17 protein-coding genes are annotated in these 20,886 nt (G+C 46.2%); 4 read left to right on the top strand and 13 right to left on the bottom strand.

Features of this window, described 5'->3' with window-relative positions; genetic code table 11:
* The gene (locus OIM59_RS13415; RefSeq protein ID WP_299171264.1) at positions 1–1,251 is read right to left on the bottom strand and encodes an ABC transporter permease; all 1,251 of its coding nucleotides are present in this window, start codon (positions 1,249–1,251) and stop codon (positions 1–3) included.
* Positions 1,252–1,260: 9 nt separating this feature from the next.
* Positions 1,261–1,980, bottom strand: coding sequence for an ABC transporter ATP-binding protein (locus OIM59_RS13410; RefSeq protein WP_299171267.1), 720 nt, complete (start codon positions 1,978–1,980; stop codon positions 1,261–1,263).
* A gap of 147 nt (positions 1,981–2,127) precedes the next feature.
* On the opposite strand from OIM59_RS13410, the gene OIM59_RS13405 reads away from it, so the two are divergent.
* The 4 genes from OIM59_RS13405 to OIM59_RS13390 all read left to right on the top strand — a co-directional run bounded on the left by OIM59_RS13405 (position 2,128) and on the right by OIM59_RS13390 (position 6,010).
* Entirely contained in the window at positions 2,128–3,102 is a 975-nt protein-coding gene (locus tag OIM59_RS13405) for an ROK family protein (RefSeq protein ID WP_072543392.1), read from the top strand.
* Positions 3,103–3,430: 328 nt separating this feature from the next.
* On the top strand, positions 3,431–4,288 hold the full coding sequence (locus tag OIM59_RS13400; RefSeq protein ID WP_299171270.1) for an enoyl-ACP reductase: 858 nt from the start codon (positions 3,431–3,433) through the stop codon (positions 4,286–4,288).
* Positions 4,289–4,294: 6 nt separating this feature from the next.
* On the top strand, positions 4,295–5,287 hold the full coding sequence (locus OIM59_RS13395) for a gliding motility lipoprotein GldB (protein ID WP_299171273.1): 993 nt from the start codon (positions 4,295–4,297) through the stop codon (positions 5,285–5,287).
* An 18-nt stretch (positions 5,288–5,305) separates the two neighbouring features.
* Entirely contained in the window at positions 5,306–6,010 is a 705-nt protein-coding gene (locus tag OIM59_RS13390; protein WP_299171276.1) for an SAM-dependent methyltransferase, read from the top strand.
* A 2-nt stretch (positions 6,011–6,012) separates the two neighbouring features.
* On the opposite strand, the gene OIM59_RS13385 is transcribed toward OIM59_RS13390, so the two are convergent.
* From OIM59_RS13385 to OIM59_RS13335, 11 genes are all read right to left on the bottom strand, one after another.
* Entirely contained in the window at positions 6,013–7,002 is a 990-nt protein-coding gene (locus OIM59_RS13385) for a hypothetical protein (protein WP_299171279.1), read from the bottom strand.
* Between the two features lie 51 nt (positions 7,003–7,053).
* Positions 7,054–7,905 (bottom strand): lipoyl synthase, encoded by an 852-nt coding sequence (gene lipA / locus OIM59_RS13380; protein ID WP_299171282.1) that lies wholly within the window; start codon positions 7,903–7,905, stop codon positions 7,054–7,056.
* Positions 7,906–7,983: 78 nt separating this feature from the next.
* Positions 7,984–10,182 (bottom strand): S9 family peptidase, encoded by a 2,199-nt coding sequence (locus OIM59_RS13375; RefSeq protein ID WP_299171284.1) that lies wholly within the window; start codon positions 10,180–10,182, stop codon positions 7,984–7,986.
* Positions 10,183–10,206: 24 nt separating this feature from the next.
* Positions 10,207–11,541 (bottom strand): TonB family protein, encoded by a 1,335-nt coding sequence (locus OIM59_RS13370; RefSeq protein ID WP_299171287.1) that lies wholly within the window; start codon positions 11,539–11,541, stop codon positions 10,207–10,209.
* A 131-nt stretch (positions 11,542–11,672) separates the two neighbouring features.
* A complete protein-coding gene (locus OIM59_RS13365; RefSeq protein WP_299171290.1) occupies positions 11,673–12,935 on the bottom strand; it encodes an ABC transporter permease in 1,263 nt (420 codons plus the stop codon).
* A gap of 12 nt (positions 12,936–12,947) precedes the next feature.
* Entirely contained in the window at positions 12,948–14,123 is a 1,176-nt protein-coding gene (locus tag OIM59_RS13360) for an ABC transporter permease (protein WP_303897168.1), read from the bottom strand.
* 8 nt (positions 14,124–14,131) lie between these two features.
* Positions 14,132–15,115, bottom strand: coding sequence for an HlyD family secretion protein (locus OIM59_RS13355; protein ID WP_299171295.1), 984 nt, complete (start codon positions 15,113–15,115; stop codon positions 14,132–14,134).
* 9 nt (positions 15,116–15,124) lie between these two features.
* A complete protein-coding gene (locus OIM59_RS13350) occupies positions 15,125–16,618 on the bottom strand; it encodes a TolC family protein (protein WP_303897166.1) in 1,494 nt (497 codons plus the stop codon).
* A gap of 131 nt (positions 16,619–16,749) precedes the next feature.
* On the bottom strand, positions 16,750–18,162 hold the full coding sequence (locus OIM59_RS13345; protein WP_299171301.1) for a S41 family peptidase: 1,413 nt from the start codon (positions 18,160–18,162) through the stop codon (positions 16,750–16,752).
* Between the two features lie 11 nt (positions 18,163–18,173).
* Positions 18,174–19,043: a hypothetical protein gene (locus OIM59_RS13340; protein WP_299171304.1), complete on the bottom strand. Its 870-nt coding sequence runs from the start codon at positions 19,041–19,043 to the stop codon at positions 18,174–18,176.
* A 69-nt stretch (positions 19,044–19,112) separates the two neighbouring features.
* Positions 19,113–20,837, bottom strand: coding sequence for a fimbrillin family protein (locus OIM59_RS13335; RefSeq protein WP_303897164.1), 1,725 nt, complete (start codon positions 20,835–20,837; stop codon positions 19,113–19,115).
* Positions 20,838–20,886 lie beyond the last annotated feature (49 nt).

Here is a 20,886-nt window from a genome sequence, read left to right as displayed (position 1 = left end):
TTAATCTGCTCTAAGTGCTTCAATGGGTCGGATTCTGGCTGCTTTCCTTGCCGGGAAAAGTCCGGCCAGCGTACCGGCGATAACTAATGTCAGGGTGGCCTCGATGGCGATGGAAAGGTCAACCGTGGGGTTCTCGAAGAAGGTCATGGAAAAGACACCCATATCCATGGTCTGTTTTCCAGCCACCTGATTCATGTATTCCGTGACGGCAATGCCCGCCACCATACCGATGTAGCCGAAGAAAGTCGTGATGGTCACACTTTCCGAGATAATCAGCCAGAGGATGGACATCGGCTTGGCTCCCAGTGCCTTGCGGATGCCGAACTCGTGGGTCCGTTCGCGGACGGTGATGAGCATGATGTTGCTCACTCCCACGATGCCGCTCAGCAAAGTAAAGATGCCAATCACCCAGATGGCAGTATGCAGAATCTTCGTGGCGCTTTGTTGCTGGAGGTACTGGGTGAAACGGTTCCAAATCCAGATGGCTCCGTCGTCGGTAGGAGAGAATTGTTTTTTCAGCCCTAAGGTGCGGCGGTAGTCGGCTTCGAATTGTTCGTTCAAGGCTTCATTGGCCAGTCCCTTAGTGGTAAAAGTGATGTTATCAATACTGTCTCCTTTCTGATAGATGGTTTGCAGGGTGGTAAAAGGTACCAGGGCGGAAGGTGAGAAACTGTTTTGGTCGGTATAGATTCCCACCACCTGATAGGAGACCCCTTGTGCGTTGAGATATTTTCCGATGGGAGAAGTATGAGGGAAAAGATTTTTGACCGTCTTTTCGTGAAGGACAATAATCTTTCGCTGTTCTTTCATATCACGTTCGTTGACAAAGCGTCCTTCTTTTATCTTGATGGCCTCCAGTGAAGGATAGTTGGGAAACACGCCATCCAGCTCAATGCTAAGGGCCTCTTTCCCGTAAGTCAAGGTCACATCGCTTTTGCTCACCGTGGCACCCGTCTGGATGATATAGTCGGGAAAGGAAGAGGAGGTGAGTTGCCGGTCGCTTTCTTTCAGGTAAATGCTGCGACCTTCTTTCATTCCTTTATAAGGTTGTGAAGTCATTCCCGGATAAATTTTCATGGAGTTCATGATCATCCCTTCCGACTGGTTCTCAAATGCATGGATGAGGCCGTTGCCCGCTCCCAGGAGTACAATCAGCATAAAAATGCCCCATGCCACGGAAAAGCCGGTCAACAGAGTGCGCAGTTTGTTGCGCATGATGGTTCCGTAGATTTCTTGTATCAGTTCTGTCATAGCGGTAGGTTATTTCATGAATCCGTTTTGTCCGAACGGAGAAGCATGGTGGTCGATATTGTCTTCTATGCGTTCTATCAGTCCGTCTTTGATATGGATGATTTTATTGGTCTGATTGGCCACTCCACTTTCGTGGGTAACCACAACAATGGTCAGTCCTTCCTGGTCGTGCAGTTCTTTCAGGATGTTCATCACTTCCACCGAAGTCTTGCTGTCGAGTGCTCCGGTCGGTTCGTCAGCCAGGATGATTTCCGGTTTCGATATCAGTGCCCTTGCGATGGCTACACGCTGCTTTTGTCCGCCCGACAGTTCATTGGGAAGGTGATGCGCCCATTCTTTCAGTCCCAGTTTGTCCAAGTATTCCATGGCCAGCAGATTTCGTTTCTTCCGGCTGACGCCTTGGTAGAAAAGAGGAAGCGCCACATTCTCCATGGCGTTTTTGAACGAAATGAGGTTGAATGACTGGAAGATGAAGCCGATCATCCGGTTGCGGTATTCGGCTGCTTTGGTTTCACTCAAATTTCGGATAAGGACATTGTTCAGATAATATTCTCCGGAATCGTAGTTGTCCAATATCCCGAGAATGTTCAGCAAGGTAGATTTTCCGGAACCGGAGGCACCCATGATGGAGACAAATTCTCCTTTTTCAATGTGCAGGTCGATACCTTTGAGTACATGAAGGGGAGTGCCGTTGTAGTAGGTTTTGTGAATGTTTTTTAAAAGTATCATTTGGTTTGTGTTAATTGATTTTTAATCGTACTTCACAAAAGTAGAAAAAGTGATACGTTTCTAAAAATAGTGGGTGAAAAATTTGTTCTGTTTTTACTGATTATTTACTTTTGTCCGTAAATAATTAACCCTAAATAGAGATATGTCATGGCAATAAACATGGAAAAACCTTATGTAGTAGGTATGGATATTGGCGGAACAAACACCGTCTTTGGTGTAGTTGACTCGCGTGGTAACGTGCTGGCTTCTGATTCTGTCAAAACTCAGCAATATGAAAATATCGAAGATTACGTCGATGCAGTATGTAAAAAGCTCCTTCCGTTGCTTTCTCAGTTTGGTGGAGCTGAAAAGATAAAAGGTATGGGAGTCGGTGCGCCGAATGGTAACTATTACAGCGGGACCATTGAGTTTGCTCCGAACCTGCCGTGGAAAGGCATTATTCCGTTGGCTTCCATGTTTGAGGAACAGCTGGGTATCCCCACTGCGTTGACAAACGATGCCAATGCGGCTGCTATCGGGGAAATGACGTATGGTGCAGCTCGTGGTATGAAAGATTTTATCATGATTACCTTGGGTACCGGCGTAGGAAGCGGTATCGTAGTCAACGGACAGCTGGTTTATGGCCATGATGGCTTTGCCGGTGAATTGGGTCATGTAATTGTGGACCGTAACGGTCGTCCTTGCGGTTGCGGACGTAAAGGTTGTCTGGAAACCTATTGTTCGGCTACCGGAGTGGCTCGCACAGCCCGTGAATTCCTGGTACAGCGTACGGAGCCGAGTTTGTTGCGTAATGTGCCTGCGGATGAAATCCAGTCGAAGGATGTATATGATGCCGCAGTGAAAGGCGACAAATTGGCACAGGATATCTTTGAATATACAGGACGTATCCTGGGAGAGGCATTGGCCAACTTTATTGCTTTCTCCAGTCCGGAAGCCATTATCCTGTTCGGGGGCTTGGCTAAGTCGGGCGATTACATCATGAAACCGATTCAGAAGGCGATTGATGAAAATGTATTGAAGATTTATGCAGGAAAGACTAAATTGCTGCTTTCTCAATTGAAAGATGCAGATGCTGCTGTATTAGGAGCCAGTGCATTGGGATGGGAAGTGAAGGATAATTAATCCGTGATTATAAACTGAAAAAAACAGCCTTGGCGGGATTTGTACTTGCCAAGGCTGTTTTTTTCTATTATCCTCCTGGGCATGCTGTCTTCACAGAGAGTATGCAGGAGGATAATAATCCTAATTCTAACCTAAATAATATTATGAAAAACCTTTTTTATTCAAGATGCAAAAATAATCATTCTGTGGAATATAGGACTGTAATTTTTGATTTTATCAGCGAAAAAAACGAAGCATATTTGTATCTGATTTGATAATTTGGGAAGGTAAATGTAAATAATGTAAATAAAGTTTGTATCTTTGCCCCAAATTTATAATTGAAAACAATATGAGTTATAATTTGCTGAAAGGAAAAAGAGGTATTATTTTTGGTGCACTGAACGAACAGTCTATCGCATGGAAAGTGGCAGAAAAGGCTGTAGAAGAAGGTGCTGTCATTACATTATCTAATACCCCTGTAGCAGTACGTATGGGGCAGGTATCTGCTTTGGCGGAAAAGTTGAACTGTGAAGTGATTCCCGCTGATGCTACCTGCGTAGAAGATTTGGAGAATGTGTTCAAGCGTTCAATGGAAGTATTGGGCGGTAAGATTGACTTTGTACTTCATTCAATAGGTATGTCTCCAAATGTTCGCAAGAAACGTACATACGATGACTTGGACTATGACATGCTGGCAAAAACATTGGATATATCTGCCGTATCATTCCATAAAATGATTCAGTCTGCCAAGAAGTTGGATGCCATCAATGAATATGGTTCTATCTTGGCTTTGAGTTATGTAGCCGCACAGCGTACGTTCTATGGTTACAATGACATGGCCGATGCCAAGGCACTGTTGGAATCAATAGCCCGTAGCTTCGGTTATATCTACGGTCGTGAACACCATGTGCGTATCAATACAATTTCTCAGTCACCGACTATGACTACTGCCGGATCGGGAGTGAAAGGTATGGATAAGTTGTTTGACTTTGCCAACCGTATGTCTCCGCTGGGTAATGCTTCGGCTGATGAATGTGCGGATTACTGTATTGTGATGTTCTCTGATCTGACTCGTAAGGTAACGATGCAGAATCTGTTCCACGACGGAGGTTTCTCTAGTGTCGGAATGAGCTTGAGAGCCATGGCTACTTACGAAAAAGGATTGGATGAATATAAAGATGCCAATGGTCATATCATTTACGGATAATCGTTAATGTATCGGTTTATTTTTATATTACTGAGTATAATCGTCTTTTCTGCTTGTCATTCCGATGAGCGGAGAGACGATTTTTCGTTTACAGGAATAAAAATAGCCCGATATGACCGTCTTCAGTATGAGGCTGCCGTGCAGAACAGCTTCTTTTCCTTGCAACGGATGAATACGGAATTTGCCCAGGAAACTCGTTTGCTGGTAGAGGATGTGCTGGATTTGGGAGCCGTGAACACGCCCGATATTAACGAACGCCTCTGTGCTTACTTTTCAGACTCTATTTTGGTGCGCCTGATGGAAGATGTGGAGGTGAAATTCAAGAATATGGACTCGTTTGAAAAGAAATTGGCGCGCGGGTTCAGATATTTGAAGCGGGAGATTCCGGAGTTGCCTGTGCCGAAGATTTACGCACAGATTTCTGCGTTGAACCAGTCGGTTGTGGTGGGTGACAGTGTGCTGGGAATCAGCCTTGATAAATATATGGGAGCGGAGTATCCGCTTTATAAAAGATATTATTATGCCAATCAGCGCCGTTCGATGTCGCCGGAATATATCGTGCCCGATTGTTTTACCTTTTATTTACTGGGACAGTATCCTTTTCCTTGGATGGAAGGACACCGTTCTTTGATGGACATATTGCTGTATCGAGGAAAGATCGCTTGGGTTGTGGAAACCATTTTAGAAGGAGATGGAGACGGCAAAATAGCTTTAGGATATTCTTCTGAAGAGGTCGATTGGTGCGAAGAGCATGAGACAGAACTGTGGAAAGAGATTGAGCAGAATCATTATGCTGCGGCCACTGATCCTATGGTTATTCGGTCGTATATTTCGTCGGATGCCCGTCTGCTGTTCAAGGGAGAGAAGACTCCTCCTTTTTTAGGAGTATGGCTGGGTATGAAGAAGGTGGAAAAATATATGAAGCGTCATCCTGAAATAAGTATAAAGAATTTGCTGGAATATTCGGATTGTTCCAGTATCATGAAAGAATTAAACTAATTGATTTGAAGTTTCCTTATGGAAGTTGCATTGTATTTGTTGCCTGTCACTTTGGGGGATACGGATATAGAAAAAGTGCTGCCCTCTTATAACCGGGAGATTATTGTAGGAATCAAGCATTTTATTGTAGAGGATGTCCGTTCGGCTCGTCGCTTCTTGAAGAAAGTGGACGCTGCCATTAATATTGATGAACTTACTTTTTATCCATTGAACAAACATACTTCTCCGGAAGATATTGCCGGTTATCTGTCTCCGTTGATGGATGGGAATTCGATGGGGGTAATATCTGAAGCCGGATGTCCGGCAGTGGCCGATCCGGGAGCGGATGTGGTGGCCATTGCTCAGCGCCGGAACCTGAAGGTGGTACCTTTGGTAGGACCTTCTTCCATCATTCTCTCTGTCATGGGGTCTGGATTTAACGGGCAGAGTTTTGCTTTCCATGGTTATTTGCCCATTGAGCCGGCCGACCGTACCCGTAGGTTAAAGGAACTGGAGTCCCGAGTGTATTCCGAGAACCAGACCCAGCTGTTTATTGAGACGCCTTACCGCAACCATAAAATGTTGGAAGAGATTCTGAAGACCTGTCGTCCGCAGACGAAATTGTGCATTGCAGCTAATATCACATGCGAAGGAGAATTTATCAAGACTAAAACGGTAAAGGAATGGAAAGGGCATTTGCCGGATTTAAGCAAAATACCTTGTATCTTTTTGATTTATAAGTAGGTTTATTTGAATTCTTTCCATACCTGAGTTACTAATTGCAGACGTTCACATTCAATCATCAGTTCGTGACTGAATTTTTCCGGATTCTTCTTGATGTCTTCGCATGCAAAGAACTGTCCTCCGGAAAGTGACAGCTCATTTTCTTGTCCTACAGGCAGTATGTATAGTTGTACAAATGCAGGAAGAAGTCCTTGTAAACGGTAACTGAGAATCAGTCGGGGATGAATTCTTTTCAGGGGAACTGCAGGCTTGCATACGGACGACTGATGCTTTAGTACGATATACTTTGCATGTTGCTGGCTTTTTCGTAAAGGCCCTTCAAACAAAGATTTGATGGGAGCATCCCAAGTAGCCGTATCTTTCGCATGTGGGGTGAGGTAGATTTTCCCGTTGCAGATGGGAATAATACGAATAATATGCTGTTCCTGTGGAGATTGCTTGGCTGCTATCTGTATGCCTACGATGTTGATGATTAAGCAAAGCAGATAAATGAGTGTCGGAATCAGGTAAATAGCCCCAAAATTATTTTCCGGTGAAAAAGGAGTCAGTTTGTTGTGCAGTACAAACAGAATAATCAGATGGATGCTGGAGAGTATCACGATTAATTTGGCTTCCAGTAAGTAGGAGGAAGTAAAATTAAGATGAAACTTTCTTAGGAAGTTCCGGTATAATTCTGGAGCAGTGATATGGACAAAGGCACATACCAGCAGCATGAATTCAAGTGTCGGGGTCAGACTATTGCGAGGAATATATTCGTATCCTGTAAACAGTCTTAGAAGGAAACAGATGCCGATACCGATTGTACCTTGCAAAAGGAAAAAATTGAGTCCTTTCAGGCGTAATACGTCATATAATACTCCTGCAATGCTGATGCCCAATCCGATTCCCAACATGGTTGTAGTAGGGAAAATATGAATACCTATCAACGTAACGATGATAGGAAGCAGTCCGAACGATACGATTTTGTCCTTGTATTTAAGCAATGGATTCATAATTGAAGAGCACCTGTTGTAAAATTTGAACAATCGAAAAAAGTAAATTGTTCATTCTTTCCGCAGATGTTTTTCAGCATGATAGGAAGACCGTACTAATGGTCCGCTTTCCACTATCTCAAATCCTTTTGCTTCACCTATTTCCTTATACTTCTGAAATTGATCAGGATGAATGTATTCAGCTACGGGATAATGTTTGGTCGAAGGTTGCAGGTATTGTCCGATGGTCAGGATACGGCAGCCGTTTTGCAGTAAATCGTCCATGGTTTCTTCTACCTCTTCCGGGGTTTCTCCGAGTCCGACCATGATACCAGATTTTGCCTTGAGTCTGTTTTCGGCAATCTGGTGAATCACCTTCAGGCTAGTGTTGTAGTTGGCTACGCTGCGTACCAACGGACTGATGCGTCTCACTGTTTCCAGGTTGTGCGACAATATATCCGGGCGGGTTTCTATAACTTGTTGCAACAGGTCGCTGTGGCCTTGGAAATCGGGAATCAGGGCTTCGATAGTAGTTGTGGGGCATAGCTCTCGAATCGCTTTGAGGGTGGCAGCCCAGTGTGCGGCACCTAAATCTTTCAGGTCATCACGGTCTACGGAAGTGATGACTGCATGATTGAGCTTCATGAGTTGGATGGACTGCGCCACCCGTTTCGGTTCGTCTGGGTCTAATGGGAGAGGTTTTCCGGTAAGAGTATTGCAGAATTTGCAGGCGCGGGTGCAGATAGCTCCTCCAATCATGAAGGTGGCAGTGCCTTTTCCCCAACATTCTCCTAAGTTCGGACAGCGCCCGCTGCTGCAAATCGTATGGAGTTTATGGGTATCGACGATACGTTTGGTCTCTGTGTAACGGGCATTGGTGCCTATTTGTATTTTCAGCCATTCGGGTTTTTTGATGTGTGTCATAGTGGTTAAGATAGATTACAAAGAGAAAACGGATGACGCTGGAGGCTTTTCTCCAGTGTCATCCGTGTGATGAGTTCATTATAAGTTTTGCAGGAAGAAATTCGCCACTCTGTTCATCAGGTGATTGCGGGTATTTCCTCCGAAAATGCTGTGGTTACGGTTGGTGTATATCTGTGTCTCAAACTGAATGTTTGCTTGTACAAGTGCTTCATTGTATTCCATGAAATTCTGGAAATGTACATTGTCGTCCGCACTGCCATGAACGAGCAGCAGCTTGCCTTTCAGCTGGTGCACACGGTTGATGGCGGAAGAGCTGCGGTAGCCATCTCCGTTTTCTTTTGGAGTACGCATGAAGCGTTCCGTGTAAACCGTATCATAGAATCGCCAATCGGTCGGGGCAGCGATGGCTACTCCAGCTTTGAAGGCTCCGGAACCTTCACTCATGGACATCAGGGTGTTGTATCCTCCATAACTCCATCCCCAGATACCGATGCGGCTTCCGTCAATATATGGTAGCGTAGAAAGATATTTGGCTGCCTGAGCCTGGTCGATGGCTTCTTTTACACCGATAGAAAGGTAAGTACACTTTTCGAAGGCTGCTCCTCTTCCTCCGGTACCTCGTCCGTCCACGCATACCATAATATAGCCCTTGTCGCACATCACCGCTTCAAACATGCCTCCGTCGCTGAAGCTTCCGATGCCCCACTTGTCGAGTACTTGCTGTGAGCCCGGGCCGCTGTATTGATGCATGATTACCGGATATTTCTTGGAAGGATTAAAATTAGCTGGTTTCATCATCCATCCGTTCAATTCTACTCCTTCACTGGTCTTGAAAGTGAAGAATTCTTTTACGGGCATGTTCAGCTGGGCAATTTTTGCCTTCAGTTCCTTGTTGTCGAGTAGGGTGGCCATTTCCTGTCCCTTGTTATTGTTCAGGGTGATAAGTGTAGGAGTCTGTGCGCTGGAGTATGTATTGATATAATAGTTCAGGTTCTTGCTGAACAGGGCACTGTTGGTTCCGGTACGTGTAGACAGTTTGGTTTTCTTTCCTTTTCCGTCAATCTTGTAAACGGCTGTACGCAATGGGCTGCCTTCGTTGCTGGTATAATAGAATACATTGGCCTTCTGGTCCCAGCCTAAGAATTCCTTCACTTCAAAATTCCCTTTGGTGATTTGTTTCACCAGGTTTCCGCCAATGGTGTAAAGGTAAAGATGATTGTATCCGTCTCGTTCACTCATCAGGATAATGTGTTCCGGATAGAAAGTGATGTCAGAGTATGCCTGTTCCTTGATGTATTGTTCGGCTTCATCGCGGATGGCTACTTTGCAGATGGCACTGCGTGGGTTGGCCATGTAGAGATCAAAGCGGTTTTGGTGGCGGTTCAGCGTCATGATGGCCAGTTTCTCAGGGTCGTCCGTAAATTTGATACGGGGTACATAGCCGTCGGAGTCTACCGGCAGTTCCATTTTGCGGATGACATGACTCTTGATGTCAAACGTATGGACGCTGACTTTGGAGTTGGATACTCCTGCTTTAGGATATTTGTAGTTATAGCTTCCGGGATAAGTGGCATATTCTGTCTTTTCGGGTGCCATACCTTTGTACCAAGGAAAAGAAAACATGGGTACTTGGCTTTCGTCGAAGCGAATATAGGCAATCATACGGCTGTCGGCACTGAAGTCGAACGCACGGTTGAATCCGAATTCTTCTTCATACACCCAGTCGGGGATACCATTCAGCACCTTGTTGTATTCTCCGTCTTTCGTGACCTGAGATTCACTGTTGCCAAAAAGCAGTTTGACCAGATAGATGTTGTTGTTACGCACAAACGCAATCTGATGGCTGTCGGGTGAGAAGAGAGGTACCTGTTGCGGACCGTTGTTTGAAAGCGGTTCGAGGGTACGGTTTCTCACGTTATAAATGTAATATACGGCAGTAAAAGAATGTCTGTAAATCGGTTTTGTTTCTGTTTGTATCAATATCAGACTTTCGTCGGGCGACATGATGTAATCATCGAAACTTTTGAGCGTATGGTTTCTGGCAGTAGTTACATCGAAGATGGTAGCCACTTCCTTGCCTGTTTTGAAAGAATATTTGACGATTCGCTTGTGGTCCTTGCTGATTTGTGTATAATGTTCACCATCCAGCGTCGGTTTTAATCCTTGTATATTTTGTGCGCGATAGGTACCGTTGGCTACATCTTGCAAGGTTACCTTTTGTGCCTGTACACTTACCAGGCACAGCAGCGCATAAAAAAGTACGAAAAGTTTTTTCATGACTGTCTTATTTTTGTTTTACATTTATTTTTCTTCTGTAATCGGAGGAGCGGGTTCCGGCTCCAAGGTCTCCTGCGCTTCCTTTGGTTCCTTTTCCTCCTTTTCCGTAGTTTCTTTATCCTTTATTCCGAAGAGCCAGCGGAAAAACCGTACCAGGAAGTTGCGCTTCTTCGGCTTCATTTCTACAGCTTCCGAAGGAGTTTCCGAGGAAATAGCCTGCTTGAGCAGGAGGCTGTCTGTCGGAACTACCAGAGTAGTATCCTTTTTCAATGAGTCTGTCAATAAGGAATCCACTGGAGTCTTCGGCATTACTTGAAGCGTTGTATCCTGCTTGAGTGAATCTGTCGGAACCGGCTGAACCAGCATGCTGTCTTTTACGGATGTGGATTGCTGAGGTGCTTTGGGGGCAACCGGAGCAGGCTTCACAGGTTGAGGACGCTTGAAGGGTATCGGTACGGAATACTTACAGCGTACCGAAATGCCATGGTCTTGTGCCGGAATCCAATCAGGCATTACCATGATTGCATCCAATGCTGCCGTATCCAGCCGGGCGTCCAGGCCTCTCACGATGCTGGGAGAAGTAATGCTTCCATCCTTTTCCACGACAAACTGTATCATGACTGCTCCTTCCTTTTGGGTCTTTTCCGCCAGTTCAGAAGTACGGGCCTTTCGTTTGATATAGTTGAAAAAGGCTTTCATTCCTCCGGGATACTCCGGCATCTTTTCCACCACATGATAGACACGGTCGGCTCCTTTTTTTACCATACGTATTTCCAGCGGGTGGTCAGGCTGCTGCAGGAAAGCTTCGCTGTCCAGGTATTTGTTTTCCATACTTTCCGCTCTGACCATGATCAGATGACTGTAGTCTGCTTCAATGGTAAACTCCCCATTTTTATCGGAAAAAGAATGTCTGCCTGTGCCTTGTACGCTGATTTCAGCATGTGGAACAGGTCTTCCTCCTTCTTTCAGTATCCCTTTTACCTGAAACGTCTTTCCACTTTGTTTGAATTTCACCAAATCCTCCGGGCGGTCTATGCGGATAATCGTGTCTTGTGCCGCTTCATCCAGCCGTAAGGATTTAAGCGACTTGTTTTTGTCTGTTGGAAGATAAAAATTGGCCGTACGGGCGTAATTCTTGTCGACAGATTGCTCAAACTCAATCAATCCTTGCTCATCGCTGACGTATTCGTTGCTATATCCTACGACTCTTAGAATGATGCCCTGCTGCGGCTCCCCTCCTGTATTGAGTACGGTGATACGGAAAATTTGTTTCTTTTCTTCGAGGGAAGAAGCTTTCAGGGAAAGAGCACTGGCTTGCAAAAAAGTAAACCAGATAAATATATAAATGAGGTGTTTCATAACTTCGTTCGTAAATATCCGCAAAGCTACAAGTATTCTAGGGTATTCACCTGTGTTCAGACGTTAATAAAGATAAATTATCCGGCTTTGTATGAAATACAGAACCGGATAATCGTCTTTGGATTATTTATTTAAAGTTCGTGTGAGGTCTTTTTTGCCAGCTTGCGGAGTTTAAACATTCGTAGGCGTTCCATGGCATGCCGGCGGCTTAGGATGATTTGCCGGCGGTAGACCATGCAGGTAGTAAAGAAGTAGACGAGGGTCTGTATCCAGAGTGCCTTGTATTCAAAGAGGACTTCAGGGAGAGTTGCTCCCATGTTGTTGATGCGTACAAACCCGTTGATACCGAATGTGGAAGGGAACAAATAAGAGAAAATCTTCCAGAATGTCGGCACAGCGGCTCCCGGCCAGGAAATACCTGATATGAACAGTAAAGGCACGGAGGTAAACACATAAATCATCATGCACGATTCTCTGTGATGGATGAAAATGGAACAGGTCATCGCGAAGAAGATACAGGCCAGAATGTAGGGGACGGCAAATGCCAATAGGGTGGCTGGCTGGGCAATTTGAACCAAAGAGAACATCTTGGGAACCAAGCAAAGCACGTAGGCGGAAATCAGGGCATATAGAAGAAAATATGCCAGTGACTTTCCCCCGACAATACGCAGTGTTCCCTGATATTGACGGCTGATTGGAACCAAATCCCGAAAACGATTGTTTTCACGGGCGGTTCCGGCAGAAAGTCCGATGCCTAGCAAAAGGGTCTGTTGTATGATAAGTATCAGTACGGCTGGAATCAGGAAGCTGGCAAATCCATCTTGCGGGTTGAATAAGGAGATGTCTTCGTATTCGATAGGAGCCGTGCTGATTTCATCCTGCCGTTCGGTGGTGTTTCCCAGACGTTTTATCTGAATCTGTTTGTTGAGTGCCAGTGAGGCATTGGTACTGGCCAATACCAAGGCTTTGTAATATAACATTCCACTCATATCACAATACACGCTCACGGTGGTCTGCTTTCCGGAGGAGATGTCTTTGCTGAAGCTTTCCGGAATGTAGATGATACCATATACTTTTGTTTCTTTCAAGAGTGCCTTTCCTTCTTCCATATCCGTACAATGGGACTGGATGTGTACATCGGCACTGGCGTCAATCGAACGGATGAACTCCCGGCTGAGGGCTGTATTGCTGTTGTCAATCACAGCAGCCGGTACTTCACGTACCACCTCATTGGTATAAATAAAGGCATATACCAGCGGATAGGCCAAGGGAACGAGCAGGAAGAAAATCAGTACTCCCTCGTCCTTGAATACCGCTTTCAGCTCTTGGGCACAAATATGGAAAAGGCCTGAGAATCCTTGCCGTATCGTTTGTTTGAATGATTCTTTTTTCATGAATGCAATGTGTTAAGGTATATAGACGTAATGGAGCATGGCTGTACGTAATTTCTTTAGGATAAAGAAAGGCAACAGCATGAACAGCAGTAAGGCTGTCACTGCATGCCATGCATAAATGACCGGATACCCATTCAGGGCCAGATTTACGTAGATTAAAAAATAGTGGCGTAAGGGGAACAGCACGGATAACGCTTGCAGGATGGGGTGCATGGCCATGACCGGAAACGTAAATCCGGAAATGGAGAATGAGATGACCCCCCAAAGAGAGGCTGCACTCAGTGCCAGGCGCAATGACCCGAACAATCCGAACAGGAAGACCCCGAAGGCTTGCGAAGCAAGCACCAGTAGCAGTCCGGCCAGCAGCATCGGAACAATTCCGCTGTGGCAGGGATAATGCAGGAATCCGTACAGGTATACATTGTAGAACGTGGCCATGATGAAGAAGGTGAGGGTCTGCGGAAACAGTTTCCCCGTCAGTGCCGTCACAATGGAGTTATCAGCCAGCTGCATCAGCTCCTTGGAGGTGTTCTCTTTGATTTCCGTGCCGATGGTATAGACCGTTGTCAGGAAAATCAGCAGCATCAGGATGCCCGGAAACAGTGTGTTGCAGAGATACACCGAGTAGTTCAACCAAGGGTTGTTCAGGGCATGCGTGGAAATTACTACCGGTTGCAGGAAAGCCAATGCCTGGTCTTCTGTGGCACCTTTGGCCAGTAACGTGGCTTGTCCGATGGCGGCCGAAGCCAGTTCCGACATGGTGCGTTGGTCTTTGTAAAGCAAGGAACCCGCTATCAGATAGGAATAGTTGATATAGAAAGATACTTTGGGTTGTCTTTGGGCGAGTGCCTTTTCGGTCGTTCCTTTCGGAATATAGTAAAATGAATAAATTTCTCCTCGTTGTATTGCTTGCCGTGCTTCCGTCACACTTGGATAGTGCGCCACAATTTGAGTCTGCTGAAAAGCATCCAAGTTGCGGATGATGTTGCGTGTCGTGGCGGTGTTGTCGAGGTCCACCACACCTGCAGGCAGATTGGTCGGCAGTCCGTTTCCCATCAGTGTCGTGAAAAACAGGAAACAGAATAACGGGGCAATGACCATGCAGAACAGGTACATGGGCTTGGTTGCTATGCGGAGAATTTCCCGCCGTACAACCTTGAGAAAACATTGACAGGTGGTTTTCGACATGGTTATTTTTACTTTTCAATGATGGCAGACATTCCCGGGCGCAGATTTTCTACGGCTTGCACGGGTTTTGCCTTTACTTCAAACGTTTTCAGGTCGAACTGACCGGTAGTTTTGGTGGCCTTCCAAGCGGCATAGGTTCCCAGGTCTTTCATGACGGTCACCTGGAACTCCACGTCCTTTTCCAGGGCAGGAATGTAGGCTTTTATCTTGTTGCCTACGCTGAAGTCTTTCAGAAAATCTTCGCGCACGTTGAAGGTTACCCACATGTCGTCCAGTTGGGCCACATTCATGATGGGAGCACCCGTACCTACCAGTTCTCCTACTTTCGGGAAAATCTCTGATATTTCTCCGTCGGCAGAAGCCGTCAGAAAGGTTTCGGATACGTAAGAAGAAACCTCGGCCACGGCGCCTTTCGCACGTTCCACTTGTGCGGCTGCCATGGCTTTGTCTTCCCGCTGAGCTCCGTTTTTGGCCATGGTATATTGAGCGTTGGCCGCACGTTCGGTAGCTTTCATTGCTTCATATTGCGCTTTGGCTTCATCTCTTTTCTGTGCCGTCATCACCCCCTCTTCATACAGGCGGTTGACACGGTTGTAGGATTTTTCGGCAATTTCGAGTCCGGCTTTGGCTTTCTGCCACATTTCGTATGCAGCCTGCAGCTGTTCGCTGCGGGTACCGCGTAATGCTTTCTCGTTCAGTGCCTGAGCCGCTTGTTCGGCTGCCTGAGCCTGCGACAGTTTGGCCATGACATCGGGAGCTTCCAGAATGGCAAGCGTATCTCCCGCCTTCACTTTGTCGCCTTCGCTGACAAAGAATTTCAAAACACGTCCCGGCACCTTGCTGGATACTCTGTATTCCGTCGCTTCCGCCTGTCCCTGAATGATTTCAGGGCCTTTCCCTAGCGTAAAGAATCCGATGATACTCACGATGACAATCACGGCTAACAGTGTGAAGAAAGCCAGCATGATATTGTTGCGTTGCGTCTTTTCCATATTGTTGTGTTATTTTAAAATTCCCATTGATTTGTTCAAATAAAGTTCACTCATTTTGACGTCTATCTGTGCGTCGATTTTTCCGGCTTGTGCAGAGAACCAGGCCGTCTGTGCCTCCAGTACGTTGCTGGTAGGGATTACCCCTTCCTTAAATCCCAGGTTGGCATAACGCAGGTTCTCTTCCGCTTTCTCCATATTCTTTTCGGCCATGGCCAGTTTCTTGGTCGATTCGTTGACTTTATAGGAGTTTTGTGTGACTTGCAGCTCTACTTTTTCTTTGGTGTCTTCCAGTTTGTAGCGGGCAATGTTGGCTTCTGCTTTGGCGGCTTTTACCTTATACATTCCCTCTCCCCAGTGGAATACGGGGATTTTCACGATGACTCCCGCTGCCCACATTCCACGGAATTTGTTTTCGAATCCGTTGACCAGCGACGGCTTGGTCACCAGGTAATTGGCGGTCAGGGCCACCGATGGAAGGAATTCGGAACGGGCGATGTTTACTTTCTGGCGGTAGATTTCCGAGGCCAGTTCCAGACTTTTCAGCTCTTCCCGGTTGCTCAAAGCCGTGCTGACGTTTGCTTCGGTGTAGGTGTTGGGAAGCGGCAGGTCTTTCATACTTTCATCGGCCAGTTGGAATTCCGTATTCAGTGGAAGACCGCAAAGCTGGCATAACAGCATCTTCGACAGGCTCAATCCGTTGTCCACTTGTGTCAGCATCATCTCGGCTTCGTTGACCTTCACTTTCACGCTGAGTCCGTCGGCTTTGGTTGCCACTCCCTCCGCAATCATCTTGTCTACGTCCGAATCCAGTTTCTGTACCAGTTCAAGGAAGTTCTCCGCCAGTTTTTTCTTGTTGACAAGCGAAATGATTTGCCAGTAGGCCTGGTCTGTTTGCAGTATCAAATCCTGCATACCCGTGGCATGCTGTGACTCAGCCAGGCGTTCGGCATATTTGGTGATTTTGTTGTAGGCGATGATTTTGCCTCCCATGAAAATCGGCTGGGTAAGCGTAGCGGCTCCTACGGTCAGGTTACGGGTATCCGTGTGGAAAGCGTCTACCAGGCTTTGACCGATGCTGTTCAGTCCTTCCGTCAATCCGGATACAGCTCCCGGAAGAAGTCCCTGCAGTCCGGCCGCTAGACCGGGATTGGCTGCGGCCAACTGTTGCATGGCTGCCTGGAATTCGGCCGATTGCATGCCTTGTTGGAGCTGTCCTCCCACGTTGGTACCCAAATTCCCGATGGTTTGTTTCTGTGCGTCACTTAACAGGGAGATTTCTTTTTGGGTACGCATGTATCCTCCCGTAAGGTCAATCTTGGGCAGGTAGTTCGTAAATGCAGCTTTCTTCTCATAGTGGGCGGCATTTACCTTTTCTTGCGAAATCCGTAACTCTTTGTTATTGGCCAGGGCAAGTGCCCGGCAGCTGTCCAGAGTGAGTATCTGCTGGGCGTGACTGCTGAGGATTGTGCTGAGCAGTAAGAGTAAACTTGTAATTCTTTTCATTACTGATGCTGACTTTTTATTTGGTTGCTTATGCAACAGTGCAAATGTATGACATTACAACAAATCGTCAAAGCATTTTGTTGAAAAGAAATGGTAAATAAGCTTTATTTTTTACGAATGTGTCACAGAGGTTACTTGGAGGGTTTTATCCGGTTGTAGTGTGGCTTTTGAGCAATGGGATCAACCAATACCTGTATCTTCCTGTCTGTGCGGCTCTGACTTAAAGTCGTGGCGGTTTCATCATTTCCTTCCGTAGTGGTCGGGAAGCTTCCATTTGCCATTTTATAGAGTATGGGTTGTAAAAGCTGGTCTTGTGTGGACCCCAGTTCTCCGAGTTCCTCTTCGTAGTTCTCCTCAATTTCGAAGTCCGGCGAGAGTCCGTTCTGAAAGTAGTCATAATATCCTTGGGAATTGCTTAGATAGCTGGTGGTAAGCCATAGTTCAATTCCCGGAGAGTCTGCACTGGTAAACAGCTGTTGGGCTACATTTTTCCCATAGGTCGATGTTCCCACTTGGAACAGGCGTCCTTCCATGTAAGGTTTCAGACAGTTGATGACGATTTCAGAAGCTGAGGCCGTATTTCCGGAAGTGACGACATAGAGGTTCTGATAAGACAGGCTGCTTCCTCCCGGCAACAAGCTCGCATCAAAGTTCAAAGTTTCGGTCTTGTTGAGTTTGTCGTTGTAAATCATGTGCAGGAAAGGTTGCCCCATGGCCGTGGAAGGAGCCAGTGCCGTACTGACTATTTGTGAGGTACTTACATAGCCTCCCGGATTGTATCGTAAATCCAGGATTATGTCGTCGAACTGTTGTCCGCTCATTTGTGTGAGCACTTCTTGGAGCATGTCCGTGTTCTCATCGAATTCATTATATAATATGTAGAAGGCTTTACGGCTTCCGGCAGATATAATACCTGTTTTAAGCACGTCTTTTTCCTCTACATAGCGCGGTGATGGCATTTGCACGACACCAAGGGTATCGAACTCGATGTAGTTAAACTCCGGATCATCCACATCTTCGGGATAAGGATTGTATTTTCCTAATGTGAAGCTGTAGGCTTTGGTAGGATGGGTGATATAAGTGGTGTAGTTGCTGGTAGATACCTTTTGATTATCTATGGCAATAATCCAGTCACCCCGTTTCAATCCCACTTCTTCCGCTGGAGAGTCCGGCTGGGTGTATAGCACTCTCAGAGCATTTGTCCCGTTTTCCGTACGTACCAAGGCTGCTTCGAACCCGAAACAGGGATAGGTGCTGGTGGCACGTGAAAATACGGAGTCGACATGAGAAAACACATAGCCGTTTTTCTGGTCTTTGGAGGAAACGGCAGATGTCAGAAATTCGCCTGGCTTTTTGAAAAAGTCCAGTTTGTCTTCTGCCGGAATGTCTTCATAAAAAAGATAGTTTTCCTGCATCACTTCGTAAATCCAGGTTTTGGTGGAAATCAAGGCATAATATTCCCCCGAACGGTCTTCGCCGCAGGAGGACAGCAAGCCCATCAATGCAAGGCAACCATAAATCAGATAACTGATATGCTTTCTCATGTTTTTCAGAATTATTTCATTCGGAATGAACCTTGTCCAATCATGTTGCCGTCTGCGAAGATATATACCTGATAGGTACCGGCTGCCAGGAATTCTTCCACATCCCAATATACTGTGACAGTTTGTTCTTCGCCCGTGTATTCAATGTATTTTTTGATGGAATAGGCGATGTTTCTGTCTTCAAATTTGAATTGGTTGCTGGCACTCTTGGTCAAAATCTCGTTGTCCGGTTTGGCGATACGCACGTAGAGGGTCTTGTTTCCTGTCTGGGCAGTGATATTCTTGACGATAGTGAAAGAAATGGCAATTTTCTTGATGTTCTTCACCCGGTCGGTTTCGCGTCCCCGTTTGTTCAGGGTCTGCACCCGAATGTTGGTGGCATCCAGCTGGGCAGCCAATGTCACTTTCTCGTTCAGACTCTTTTTCTCTTGTGACAAGTTCGTGATTTGTGCAGTCGCTGCAGAATATTTGGTTTTCACCTCCTGATTCTCCTGCATCAGTGCCGCATTGATTTTGTTCAAGGAGTCGATTTGCATGACGTAACTCCGCAGTACGGCACGTACGGTTTTCAGCTCTTTCTTCAGTCGCATGATTTCGGCCGCGTCACTGGTCTTCACCTGACGGAGCTCTTCGAGCAGACGTTGGGTTTTCAATTTCTCACTTTCCAGCTTTTCGCGGAGAGAATCATTGTTTATCTGGACTTGCAGCTCATCGTATTGCGTGGCAAACGTACTGTATTCGTTTTCCATTTCCTGTTTTTCTACCGCGAAAAGTTGACTCATTTCTTTGTTCTTGCGTGCTTCGTTGACGGCAAAAAACGATACAATGGCTGCTATCACAGCCAATATGATAATCGCGATAATTAGTTTTTTATTGTTCATGATTCCGAATTTTGCGTTCGCCGCAAAAATACAATATTTATGGATACCATTTTTTATTTTTTAGAAAAATTATGGGGATACCAGTATGGCCGGCAGAGTTTCTCCTTGCTCCCACGTGTTGAATGACAGGTTGGGGAAAAGTCGTTTCCCGCTGTCGGATATCCACTGGTTGAGCACTTTGGGCAAGTTTTCTTCTGTAATAGCCTGTTGGCTGCCGTATTTCAGAAGTGAATCGGAGGGGGCGCTTTTATAATCGTTTCCGATGGGGGCTTTTGTATAACTTTGGGGATAGAAACAGCACCTGATTATATTGTTTTCCTGCACTTGCTGGCAGATGGCATAGCATTGGCTGATATTGCCCGATACGTAGCAGTTTTGTATTTCTCCGTTTTTGATGATGTTACAGATGAGACCGCCTCCAATGGAAGTCTTCTTAAATTGGCAATTGTTTACAGCGCAGTTGATGATTTTTCCGTAATGGTAGCGGGTGATTCCGCTACCGACTTTGACTTCGTTCTTGAATTTGATGTTATGGAGCTGGCAGTTGGCAATGATTCCCTCGTTTCGGGAAGATATATTGCCAAATTCCCCGTCATCTCTTAAATTTTCAACGGTACAGTCGCGCAGGATGCAGTGATTGATTTCTCCCAGATTGATTCCTGCCAGAAAAGCCGCTTTCTTGGTGTCTTTTTCCTTGTCGTACACGGCTTGGCTGAGAATCAGGTTTCTCACTACGCCGGTAGCGGATATGCCGCTGAATAGACCGGCATAATAAGAACCGTCTACCGGTTGCTCGAAGCGCAGGTTGTTCAGGCTATGTCCTTGTCCGTCGAAAATATCGTTGAAAGCCTTTTTTGGCGTGGTGCTGCCGAAGCCATATTTTCCAATCATTTGGACCCGTGCGGCTTCTTCCGGAGTGAAGGTCAGGTCTTCATTCAGGTAGTAAGTCATTTTTTCTCCGGTCTTTTTCCCGAATTCTTCCAGGCTACGCTTTCCGTAGCTTTCTCCGTTTATCAGGTAAGTGAAGGCAATGAAGTCTTCTACGGTTGAAATTCCCTGGGCTTCCCCAGACAGTTTCAGTGGACAGGTATAGGTGTAGCCGGCCTGGAACGGGTAGGTTTCCAAGGTGCTTTCATGGATGCTTCCGGTCGTAGTGTGGATGCGTATGTGAATGGACTGGCTGGCGGGAGGAATCAGAAAGCTATATATCCCTTCCTGTTCTTTGTCCATACAGAGGGAAGAAACAGTATGCTGGTAGGTGATTTCTCCCGTTTCCGGGGAAATGCCCGACACCGATACGGAAGGAGTGAACTCGATTTGGCTGATTTGCTGGTTCAGGCTGTGGGATACCTTGAAGAGGATTTGTGCGAACAGATGTCTGAAAGACAGGATGATGCTTTCCTTGTAGGCATATTCACCTTGTGCCATGAGCTGGTCTCTTAACCGTCCGTCTTGATAGAATTCGTTTTGGCTCCGGTAAAGGGGAGGGCAGAAAGCGGTCACTGTCGCTTTTTGAGGTGTGTCTTCCCATTCTGTTTGAACGTCGCTTTCCCAGCTTGTTCCGTTATAGGAAAATTCCTTCTCTTCGGCCTGAATGCCTCCTTGGCTGTAAAAGGTGAGGTTACTTCCGATGGGGAGGGACTCCTCCGTCGTACCGTTGCGTGAAGAGGAAGCAAAACTGGCGACTTTGGCTCCTTGGATGAAAGAAGGAATTGGCTGTTCTTCGGTGGATTCCTTTGTGCAGCCGCACATGAAGGTAATCAGGAGGAGGGGTAGGGCTATTGTTCTTTTCATATCATACTGTGTTTGATGTTTTTTCATATAAACGCAGACGACTGCTTTC

The sequence above is a fragment of the Bacteroides mediterraneensis genome (genome assembly GCF_025993685.1).
GTDB classification, from domain to species: Bacteria; Bacteroidota; Bacteroidia; order Bacteroidales; family Bacteroidaceae; genus Phocaeicola; species Phocaeicola mediterraneensis_A.
Note: the sequence above shows the minus strand (reverse complement) of the source record. Positions and strands in the feature narration are given on the sequence as shown.